This is a genomic window from Oerskovia rustica (assembly GCF_014836555.1).
Taxonomy (GTDB): Bacteria; Actinomycetota; Actinomycetes; order Actinomycetales; family Cellulomonadaceae; genus Oerskovia; species Oerskovia rustica.
Map to the genome: position 1 here is coordinate 17,025 of NZ_JACSQQ010000032.1, position 10,794 is coordinate 27,818.

Consider the following 10,794-nt stretch of genomic DNA (forward strand, 5'->3'; position numbering starts at 1 on the left):
TCGAAGCGGTGAGCGAGGCGTTCGTGCACGGCGCGCGGCGCCAGCCGCGCAGGAGGATCAGCGAGCGTAGTACTCGACGACGAGCTGGACCTCGCAGGTCACGGGGACCTCGACGCGCTTGGGGCGACGCACCAGGACGGCGCTCAGCTTCTCGAGCTGGACGTCGAGGTAGGCCGGGACGGCCGGCAGGACGTCGCGGTGCGCACCGGCGGCGGCGACCTGGAACGGCGTGGTGGCCTGGCTCTTCGGCTTGACCTGGATCGTCTGACCCGGCTTCACCTTGAACGAGGGGCGGTCGACGATCTTGCCGTCGACGAGGATGTGGCGGTGGCCGACGGCCTGGCGCGCCTGCAGGATGGTGCGGGCGAAGCCCGAACGCAGCACGAGCGCGTCGAGACGCGTCTCGAGGTTCTCGACCATGGCCTCACCGGTCAGACCGGCGTCCTTGCGAGCGTCCTCGTAGGCGCGAGCCATCTGCTTCTCGCGGAGCGCGTACTGGGCGCGCAGACGCTGCTTCTCGCGAAGACGCACCGCGTAGTCCGACTCGGTGCGGCGACGGGCGCGGCCGTGCTCACCGGGCGGGTAGGGGCGCTTCTCGAAGTGCTTGACGGCCTTGGGCGTGAGCGCGAGGCCCAGCGCGCGGCTCAGGCGAACCTGGCGGCGCGAACGAGTCACTGAAGACACAGTGTGTTCCTGTCCTGTCGTGTGTACTTGACGTCACACCCGTGCGGATTGCCGGGTGCGGGACCAGCCGATGAGCCGCCGCGATCCGTGAGGATGCCCACCCGTCGACGCGAGGTCGAGGATGACGTGCGGGGCTGCGGGGCCGAGGTCCCAGGCGGTTGCCGCTGCCCTGACGGGCGGAGACAACCTGAGAAGTCTACCGCACCGGGCGCGAGGCCCGGTCCCTCGCCTGGTGCGAGGCCTGACCCGAGGCCTGGTGAGCGCCCCCGACGGACGTGCACGACGCGCTTCCTGGCGGGCCGCCGCAGGGCCCGTCAGGGCCTGTCAGTCCCCGAGGATCTGCCGGATCCGGTCGAGGCGCTCGGTCACGGACCGCTCGAACCCGCGGTCGGTCGGCGTGTAGTAGCGCGTGCCCTGCAGGACGTCGGGCAGGTACTGCTGGCGCGCGACCGCGTGCGGGGCGTCGTGCGCGTACTTGTACCCCTTGCCGTGCCCCAGCTCCTTGGCTCCCGCGTAGTGCGCGTCGCGCAGGTGCGCGGGCACCGTCCCGACCTTGCCCGCGCGCACGTCCGCGAGCGCCGCGTCGATCCCGAGGTAGGCCGCGTTGGACTTGGGCGCGGTCGCGAGGTGCACGACGGCCTCCGCGAGGATGATGCGGGCCTCGGGCATGCCGATGAGCGCGACGGCCTGGGCTGCGGCGACCGCGGTCTGCAGCGCGCTGGGGTCGGCCATGCCGACGTCCTCCGCGGCCGAGATGACGATGCGCCGGGCGATGAACCGCGGGTCCTCCCCCGCGGCGATCATGCGCGCGAGGTAGTGCAGCGAGGCGTCGACGTCGGAGCCGCGCACCGACTTGATGAAGGCGCTCGTGACGTCGTAGTGCTGGTCGCCGTCGCGGTCGTAGCGGACGGCGGCGACGTCGATCGCGCGCTCCATGGTCTCGAGATCGACGACCACGGCCCCGGGCTCGGCGCGCGCCGGGGGTTCCTCGTCCGTCGCCGCGGCCGCGGTCTCCTCGTCGGGCGTCCCGGCACCCTCACCCTCTCCGTGCGCCTCACCCTGCCCCGGTGCGTCGCCCTGCCCGACGGCGTCGCTCGCGGCGGGCGCGTCGTCGTCGGGCCGGTCCGTGGTGCGGACGGGGGCGTCCGGGACCTCCGAGAGCGCGGCACCCGCCGCGGCCTCGAGGATGGTCAGGGCCTTGCGGGCGTCGCCGCCCGCGAGGCGGCCCAGGTGCTCCTCGGCCTCCTCCGCGAGGGCGACGGCCCCGCCCAGCCCGCGCTCGTCGACGAGCGCCCGGTGCACCAGGGCGCGCACGTCGCCCGACGTGAGGGGCTTGAGCGTGAGCAGGAGCGAGCGTGAGAGCAGCGGGGAGTTGACCGAGAAGCTCGGGTTCTCGGTCGTGGCCGCCACGAGCGTGACCCAGCGGTTCTCCACGCTGGGCAGCAGCGCGTCCTGCTGGGACTTGGAGAAGCGGTGGACCTCGTCGATGAACAGGACGGTCTCCTCGCCGCCCGTCGCGAGTCGGCGGCGCGCGTCGTCGATGACCTGGCGCACGTCCTTGACGCCCGCGGTCACGGCCGAGAGCTCGACGAAGCGCCGGCCCGAGGTCGTGGCGATGAGGTACGCGAGGGTCGTCTTGCCCGTGCCCGGCGGGCCCCACAGGATGACCGAGCCCGGCGCCGCGCGCGAGGCGCCCGGCCCGTCCACCTCGATGAGGCGGCGCAGCGGCGATCCGGCGACGAGCAGGTGCTCCTGGCCGGCGACCTCGTCGAGCGCGGCCGGGCGCATGCGCACGGCCAGCGGCGCGCCAGGTCCTGGACGAGGAGTCCCCTGGGTGCCTGAGGTCGCGGCGTCGAACAGGTCCATCCCGGGAAGCATGCTCCGAGCCTACGCACCCCCACCGACACGGCGTGACACGCTGCGCCTCCGTACCGCGCCGCACCGTGTCGGCGCGTGTGAAGCCCTCACGGAGCGCTCCGTGAGAGGTGTGCGCCCACGCTGTGCACGGCCCGGCGCAGCCCCGCGCGAGGTGCCATGCTGACGGGGTGTTCGAGAGCCTTGGCCGCGCCGTCGCCCACCGTCCCCGCCTGACCGTCGCCGTGTGGGTGGTGCTGACCGCCCTGGGGTTCGCCCTCGCCGTCGTGGGCGTCCACGGCGAGAGCCTGTTCGACCGCCTGACCACGGGCGAACCGTCGGTCCCCGGCTCGCAGAGCGAGCGCGGCACCGAGATCCTCACCGAGCAGACGGAGACGGGCGAGACCGTCTCGCTCCTCGTGAGCGGGGTCGACCCCGCGGACCCGGCCCTCGCCGAGGCCATGGACCCCGTGCACCAGGAGCTCGCCGCGGTCGCCGGCGTCGAGACGGTCGTCGACCCGTTCGTGATCCCCGGCGGCGTCGAGACCGAGGCCGCGCAGTCGCTCGTCGCGGCCGACGGCGACGGGTTCGTGCTGTCCGTGACGCTCGAGCCGGGCCTCGACGAGGACGCCCAGGCCGCGGCCGCGACCGACGTCGTCGAGATCCTCGAGGCCGTCCCCGCTGACCTCGCCGACGTGGCCCCCGACGCGACCGGGCTCGTGTCGAGCAACGACCTGATCGTCGAGGCCATCACCTCCCAGGTCGAGAAGGACCTCACGACGGGCGAGATGATCGCCCTGCCCATCGCGCTGCTCGTCATGGTCCTGGTCTTCGGCGGGTTCCTCGCGGCCGCGATGCCCATGGCCGGGGCCATCGCCTCGATCGGCGCCGGGCTCGGCGTCCTCCTCGTCCTGTCCTACCCGCTGACCATCGACGCGTCCGTCGTCAACGTCGTCACGCTGCTGGGCCTGGGGCTCTCGATCGACTACGGGCTGCTCATCGTGTCCCGCTTCCGCGAGGAGCTGCACGCGCTCGACGACGCGTCCCCGGGGCGCGCCACGTCCCCCGGGGACGCCACACCAGCCGCGGAGCCCGGTCCCGACACTGCGGGTGCGTCCCGGACGACCCGCGGGACCCGGCGCTCGCGTCGCCGCGACGCCGACGTGACGGCCGCTGTCGTACGCACCATGGCCACCGCGGGCCGCACCGTGGCCTTCTCGGCGCTGACCGTCGCGATCTCGATCGCGGGCCTCATGGTCTTCGAGCCCGACATCCTGCGCGCCATCGGCGCTGCCGGGCTCGCCGTCATCCTCATCGCCGTCGCGACCGCCATGACCCTCGTGCCCGCCCTGCTCGCGCTCGCGGGCCACCGGCTCGTCCGGCCCGGCGTCCTGAGCAAGGTCCCCGGGCTGCGCGCCGTCCTGGCCCGCACGGCCGACGTCCAGTCCGACGAGGGCTTCTTCTCCCGGCTCACCGGCCGCGTCCAGCGCCACCCGGTGTGGGTCATGCTCGCCACCGTCGCCGTCCTGGTGGTGCTCGCGCTACCGGTCCTCGGCCTGCAGATGCGCAACTCCGGCATCGAGCTGCTGCCCCAGAGCTCCCCCCAGCGCGAGTTCGTCGACGAGCTCTCCGCCCAGTTCCCCGCGTCCGCGAGCGCCGACGTGCGCGTCGTGACCGACTCCACGACCGAGGACGCCCAGGCCTGGGCCGACGAGATCGCGGGCCTCGACGGCGTCGAGCGGGTCGACCCCGCGGTCCCGGTCGGCGACGACCACGCGCTCGTCGGGGTCCACCTCGCCGCCGTCGACGCGGGCGGCCCCGAGGCCGTCGCCGTCGTCGAGGAGCTGCGCGCCCAGGACCCCGGGTTCACGTTCTACGTCACCGGGCAGGCCGCCGGGCAGGTCGACTTCCGGGCGGCGCTCGCGGACCGGGTGTGGTGGGCCGTGGGGATCGTGGTGGTCGCGACGTTCGTGCTGCTGTTCCTCATGACAGGGTCCGTGCTCATCCCCGTCAAGGCGCTCCTGACGAACGCGCTGTCGCTCGCCGCGTCGTTGGGCGTGCTGGTGTGGGTGTTCCAGGAGGGGCACCTGGAAGGGGTGCTCGACTTCGCGTCGGCGGGCGGCATCGAGACGTACGTCGTGGCCCTGGTCGTCGCGTTCGCGTTCGGGCTGGCCATGGACTACGAGGTGTTCCTGCTGTCCCGCATCAAGGAGCTGCACGACGCGGGCCTGTCGAACGACGAGGCGGTCCGCCTGGGGCTGCAGCGTTCGGGGCGCATCATCACCTCGGCCGCGGCCATCATCATCGTGGTGTTCGCGGGGTTCGTGTTCGGCGAGCTGCTCGTGATCAAGGAGGTCGGGTTCGCGCTGGCCGTGGCGGTGTTCATCGACGCGACGATCGTGCGCATCCTGCTGGTGCCCGCGACGATGACGCTGCTGGGCCGGGCCAACTGGTGGGCGCCCAAGCACCTGAGACGGCTGTACTCGAGGTTCTCGATCACCCACTGACCCGGGTGGCCGCGCCCAGTCGCTGAGTGCGGAGCAGCTGTCGAGAACGACGGGCGTTCCCGACAAATACTCCGCACTCGACGGCACACGAGAGCGGGCTCGGCTCAGCGCCGGCTCTCGAACTCCTGCACGACGGCGTAGCCCAGGCGGGTGTAGACGCGGCGGGCGGCGTCGTTGTCGGCGTACATGCCCAACGTCACCCAGTCGGACTCGGCGAGCCCGGCACGGGTCACGACGGCCGTGGTCGCCGCGGCGATGCCGTGCCCGCGCCACGCCGGGTCGGTCGCGATGCTGCCCAGCGACCACGGCGCACCCGGTGCTGCCTGGCGGGCGCCGACGACCCCGCGCAGCACGCCCTGGGTGTCGCGCCAGCCCCACCAGCGGACGAGCGGGTCCTCGGGGCTCGTCTCGGCGAGCGGGTTCGCCACGTCCAGGCACGCCCGGACCTCGGCCGCGACCGACGGGCCGGTCAACGCCTCGACGCGGTCCTCGCCCGGCTGGGCGGCGGGGGCCTCGCGGGTCGCGAAGAAGTCCCACGTCGAGACCGAGCGCTCACGCTCGGGATCACGCAGGATCGCCGGCAGGTCCTCGCACCGGTCCCCCAGGACCGTGAGGGTCCCGCGCGGCAGGCCTGCGCTCACGACGTGCTCACCGAGCCCACCGTCCTGGGCGACACGCGCCAGCAGGTTCGCGGTCGCCTCGGGCGATCCCATGCCCCACAGCCCGACGCGCTGGTGGTGAGCGCCGTCGTCGGGCACGCTGCCCTCCCCCAGGGGGACCGGTGCCGCCACGCTCAGGACGCACGCGTGCTCGTCCTGCCACACCCCGCGCACGTCCCACTCGGGGAGGTCCACCAGGACAAAGGGGTGGGAGGCCCACCGGTCCCTCAGACCGGTCGAGCCTCCCAGCGTCCTTGCCTGCGTGCGGGTGTCCGGGGCGCTCACGCCTTCCCGGCGGCGGCAGGAGCCTCGGACCCGGCCTCGGACCCGGCCGCCGCCTTGGGCTTCGCGTCGACGCCCGCCTCCTTGCGCTGCTGCGCCGTGATCGGCGCGGGCGCCTGCGTCAGCGGGTCGAACCCGCCGCCCGACTTGGGGAACGCGATGACGTCGCGGATCGAGTCCGACTTCGTCAGCAGCGCCACGATGCGGTCCCAGCCGAACGCGATGCCGCCGTGCGGCGGGGCACCGAACGCGAAGGCGTCGAGCAGGAAGCCGAACTTCTCCTGCGCCTCCTCCTCGCCGATGCCCATGACCGCGAACACGCGCTCCTGGACGTCACGGCGGTGGATACGGATCGAGCCGCCGCCGATCTCGTTGCCGTTGCACACGATGTCGTACGCGTAGGCGAGCGCCTCGCCCGGGTTCTGCTCGAACGTGTCGATCCACTCGGGCGTGGGCGAGGTGAACGCGTGGTGCACCGCGGTCCAGGCCGAGTTGCCCAGGGCGACGTCGCCCTCGTCGGCGGCCTCGCCCGTGGGCTTGAACAGCGGGGCGTCGACGATCCAGACGAACGCCCAGGCATTCTCGTCGATCTGGCCCGTGCGCTTCGCGATCTCCTGACGGGCCGCACCCAGCAGGGCGCGCGACTCGTTCGTCCTGCCCGCCGCGAAGAACACGGCGTCGCCCGGCTGCGCGCCGGTCGCGTCGCGCAGGCCCTCGCGCTCGGCGTCGGACAGGTTCTTGGCGACCGGGCCCGCGAGGGTCCCGTCCTCCTGGAACGTCACGTACGCCAGGCCCTTGGCCCCGCGCTGCTTGGCCCACTCCTGCCAGGCGTCGAACTGGCGGCGCGGCTGCGAGGCCCCGCCCGCCATGACGACGGCGCCCACGTACTCGGCCTGGAAGACGCGGAACGGGGTGTCCTTGAAGTAGTCCGTGAGCTCGACGAGCGGGTTGCCGAAGCGCAGGTCCGGCTTGTCCGACCCGTACAGGCGCATCGCGTCGTGGAACGTCATGCGCGGGATCGGCGTGGGGATCTTGTACCCGATGAGGTCCCACAGCGCGACGAGGATCTTCTCGCCGAGCGCGATCACGTCGTCCTGCTCGACGAAGCTCATCTCGACGTCGAGCTGCGTGAACTCGGGCTGACGGTCCGCGCGGAAGTCCTCGTCGCGGTAGCAGCGGGCGATCTGGTAGTAGCGCTCCATGCCGGAGACCATGAGCAGCTGCTTGAAGAGCTGCGGGGACTGCGGCAGCGCGTACCAGGAGCCGGGGGCCAGGCGTGCGGGGACCAGGAAGTCACGGGCACCCTCGGGCGTCGAACGCGTCAGGGTCGGGGTCTCGATCTCGACGAAGTCCTGCTCGTCGAGCACGCGGCGCGCGGCCTGGTTGGCCTTGGCGCGCAGGCGCAAGGCGTGGGCCGGGGTGGGGCGGCGCAGATCCAGGTAGCGGTGCTTGAGGCGCGCCTCCTCGCCGATGACCTCGGTGCCCTCGAGGGCCGTGGAGACCTGGAAAGGCAGGGGCGCCGACTCGTTGAGCACGACGACGTCGCTCACCACGACCTCGACCTCACCCGTGGGGAGGTTCTTGTTCTCGTTGCCCTCGGGGCGACGGGAGACCACACCGGTGACCTGGAGCACGAACTCGGCGCGCAGCGGGTGCGCGATCGACTCGTCGCGGATGACGACCTGGGCGATGCCCGAGGCGTCGCGCAGGTCGATGAAGGCCACCCCACCGTGATCGCGGCGTCGGTCGACCCAACCGGTGAGGGTGACGGTCTGACCGATCTGCTCGGCCCGCAGGGAGCCGGCTGTGTGGGTGCGAAGCACGGAGAGAGTCCTTCCGGAACATGCCGGGGCGCACAGTGGCGTCCCGGGATGGGAGTGGGGAGTGCGCAGACGACGCACTCGGACGAGTCTAGTCTGTGGGCGGACCACGTTCAGGAGAACCCCCCGGGAGGCACCATGGCCAGGCGGATCGCGACCACCGAACGGCTCGGGCGCGCCGAGCTCGTCGAGTTCCTGCGCGCCGACCGGCGCGCGGTGCTGCTCACGCGGCGCGCGAGCGGCGCCCCGCAGATGAGCCCCGTCACGTACGGGGTCGACGGCGAGGGGCGCGTCGTCGTCTCGACCTACCCCGACCGCGCCAAGGCCGTGAACCTGCGGCGCGATCCCGCCGCGTCGCTGTGCGTCCTGGGCGAGGACTTCGACGACGCCTGGGTGCAGGTCGACGGCACGGCCGAGGTGATCGACCTGCCCGACTCGGTCGAGCCCCTCGTCGAGTACTACCGGTCGGTCGCCGGGGAGCACCCCGACTGGGACGAGTACCGCGAGGCCATGGTCGCGCAGGGCAAGTCGCTGCTGCGCGTGACCATCACGGGCTGGGGGCCCGTGGCCACGGGCGGCTTCCCGGCACGGCTGGCGCAGGACTGAGCGTCAGGGACCACGCCCGAGGACCTAGAAGAGGACCTCGGCGGTGCTCGCCGGATCCCCCGGTGGGCGGGTCACGGGACCGGGCCCGAGGCGCTGGACCAGGCTCCCGGCCGGATAGGACCCCTCGTCGTGCCGCGCTCTGTCGTCAGAGGTCTCCGGGTGCCAGGCGGTCCGGGCGTGGCCCGACGTGCGTGCCTGTGCCCGGTGCCCTGCGCTCGCGAATCCGCGCTCGACGAGCAGCGGCCGTACCCGGGCCCACAACCAGTCGCGGTACGCGCGGCTCGCGCACGACCCGCCCGCGTAGACGCGCTCGTAGCCCGCGACCCGCTCGGGGTGGTCGCGGCGCAGCCAGGCCATGAACCACTCGCGGGTGCCGGGCTTGAGGAAGAGCGGGAGAACCGTCGCGCCCGTCGCACCCGCCTCGTGGACCGCGTCGAGCAGGCGCGTGAGGTGGTCGGTCGAGTCCGTCAGCCACGGCAGCACGGGGGCGATCATGACCCCGCACGGCAGCCCTGCCGCCCGGGCGGCGCGGATGAGGTCGAGGCGGGCGCGCGGCGTGGGCGTGCCCGGCTCGACGGCCTGCTGGAGGTCCTCGTCGACGAAGGCCAGGGAGACGCCGATGCCGACGTCGACGCGCTCGGCCGCCTGCGTCAGGCGCGGCAGGTCGCGGCGCAGGAGCGTGCCCTTGGTGAGGATCGAGAACGGCGTGCGCGAGGTCTCGAGCGCGTCGATGATCCCCGGCATGAGCCGGTAGCGTCCCTCGGCGCGCTGGTACGGGTCCGTGTTGGTGCCGAGCGCGACCGCGTCGCCCGCCCAGGACGGCTTGGCGAGCTCGGTGCGCAGCACGTCGGCGACGTTCATCTTGACGACGATCTGGCTGTCGAAGTCCTCGCCGGGGTTCATGTCGAGGTAGCGGTGCGAGGGGCGCGCAAAGCAGTTGTGGCTAATGACGCCGTTCGCGATGAAGTCCCCGGTCCCCGTCGTAAGGTCGAGGAGGTCGCGTTCCTCCCCGGTGTCCTCGACCGACCGGACCATGAGCGGCGCGTCCGACTTCACGGCACGCCCGGTCACCGCGAGCTTCCTGCTGATCGCAGGATCGACGATCCTGAAGAACCGCATTCGCGCCGCCAGGCCGCCCACGACCCTGATGCTGGAGACCCCGTTCTCCCTGGGCGGCTCGCGCACGAACGGAACCTCGATCACCGTGAGCGCTCGGGTGATGCGAGTGAGGATCTCCTCGTCCATGTTCGAGATGCGCAGCACCCCCTGCGAGCAGCTGCCCTCCGCGTCGAAGATCCCCGCAAGATAGCCGATGGCCCATTCGCGCTCCACCTCTGGCGGCCAGCTGATGAGCGCCTGGATCGCGTCGAAGTGCGCGGACCTGGACGTGAAGATGGCCATGATCGATCGTCTCGTGGTGGACCCGGGGCTAAACGGTCGCATCGTGGTGGTGATGCCCGCCTGCTCGAGAAAGTCACGCGATCTGTCGAGGGCTTCCCGGTCCGCCAGTGCGAGCCGAAACATGCTCACGTTGTTGGGGTTCCCGCCGCGGCGCCGGTAGGTCCTCCTGAGCAGCATCCCGTCGCCACGGATCATGCCCGTGAGATAGCCGCGCCGGTAGGCCGCGTCGTCCCGGGGGGCCGAGTGCTTCTCCAGATCGCCCGTCCCGAATCCCATCAACTTGTTGTTCGTCGTCAGATGTGGTCGCCGCCCCGCCCCGCACTCACCGGGGACGACATGCTTCCAGCCGCGGTCCGTGAGAAACCTGTGATCACCGCTCGCCATGAGACGCGTCCCGTCCTCGAGCGTGATGGAGAAGGCTCGCTTGCGTGTCGCCCAGACGTCTTCGACGGTCGTGAGGACATAGCGCCTGTACCGACCTCGGACCTCGGTACCTACGACCTGGTCGCCCGCCCGGATGTCACGCAACGGCACCTGACGCCCGTCACCACGAAGGATGAGCGTGTCGGGGCCGAGGCAGTATGAGCACGCATGGGAGCATCCGCGGTACGGGTTGATCGTCCAGGTGAACGGCATGCGGGACTCCCCCGGCACCTTGGACAGCGCGCTCTTGGCGAGCACCTCGTGGAACGTGACACCGGCGAACTCCGGGGTGCGCACGGTCCGCACCCGCCCCGCCATGCGCCCGAGCCCGGGCAGCGCGCCGTCGTCCGCCGTGATCGCCTGCCCGTCCCACCTCATCGCACTATTCGAACACATGTTCGAACCGGTTGTCGACACTGTCGGCGGCAGCCTCCGACGACTCAGCCCATCCCTCACGCACGGACCGCCGGTCGACCTCGGCCCGGCGTCGGCGACACGCGCACGCACGCGTGAGGCCCGGCAGGGGCTTCCCTGCCGGGCCGCCCGCCCGGCCGGGTC

7 protein-coding genes are annotated in these 10,794 nt (G+C 72.3%); 2 read left to right on the top strand and 5 right to left on the bottom strand.

All coding sequences use genetic code 11. From position 1 onward, the window contains the following. Positions 1-57 precede the first annotated feature (57 nt). Positions 58-684, bottom strand: a complete 627-nt coding sequence (gene rpsD / locus H9652_RS15800; RefSeq protein WP_191790464.1) for a 30S ribosomal protein S4 — start codon at positions 682-684, stop codon at positions 58-60. Positions 685-1,008: 324 nt separating this feature from the next. Beyond that, positions 1,009-2,550 (bottom strand): replication-associated recombination protein A, encoded by a 1,542-nt coding sequence (locus tag H9652_RS15805; protein WP_191797208.1) that lies wholly within the window; start codon positions 2,548-2,550, stop codon positions 1,009-1,011. Positions 2,551-2,729: 179 nt separating this feature from the next. Here H9652_RS15805 and H9652_RS15810 point away from each other — a divergent pair, with 179 nt between their 5' ends. Further along, positions 2,730-5,045, top strand: coding sequence for an MMPL family transporter (locus H9652_RS15810; protein WP_191797169.1), 2,316 nt, complete (start codon positions 2,730-2,732; stop codon positions 5,043-5,045). Between the two features lie 104 nt (positions 5,046-5,149). On the opposite strand, the gene H9652_RS15815 is transcribed toward H9652_RS15810, so the two are convergent. Then, positions 5,150-5,899 (bottom strand): GNAT family N-acetyltransferase, encoded by a 750-nt coding sequence (locus H9652_RS15815; RefSeq protein WP_318244210.1) that lies wholly within the window; start codon positions 5,897-5,899, stop codon positions 5,150-5,152. Positions 5,900-5,985: 86 nt separating this feature from the next. Then, complete coding sequence (gene aspS / locus H9652_RS15820) at positions 5,986-7,809, bottom strand: aspartate--tRNA ligase (RefSeq protein ID WP_191797171.1); 1,824 nt, start codon at positions 7,807-7,809, stop codon at positions 5,986-5,988. A 135-nt stretch (positions 7,810-7,944) separates the two neighbouring features. On the opposite strand from aspS, the gene H9652_RS15825 reads away from it, so the two are divergent. Next, entirely contained in the window at positions 7,945-8,412 is a 468-nt protein-coding gene (locus tag H9652_RS15825) for a PPOX class F420-dependent oxidoreductase (protein ID WP_191797173.1), read from the top strand. A gap of 24 nt (positions 8,413-8,436) precedes the next feature. Here the strand turns inward: H9652_RS15825 and H9652_RS15830 are convergent, their stop codons facing one another. Next, positions 8,437-10,614: an intein-containing Rv2578c family radical SAM protein gene (locus tag H9652_RS15830; RefSeq protein WP_191797174.1), complete on the bottom strand. Its 2,178-nt coding sequence runs from the start codon at positions 10,612-10,614 to the stop codon at positions 8,437-8,439. Between the last annotated feature and the right edge of the window lie 180 nt (positions 10,615-10,794).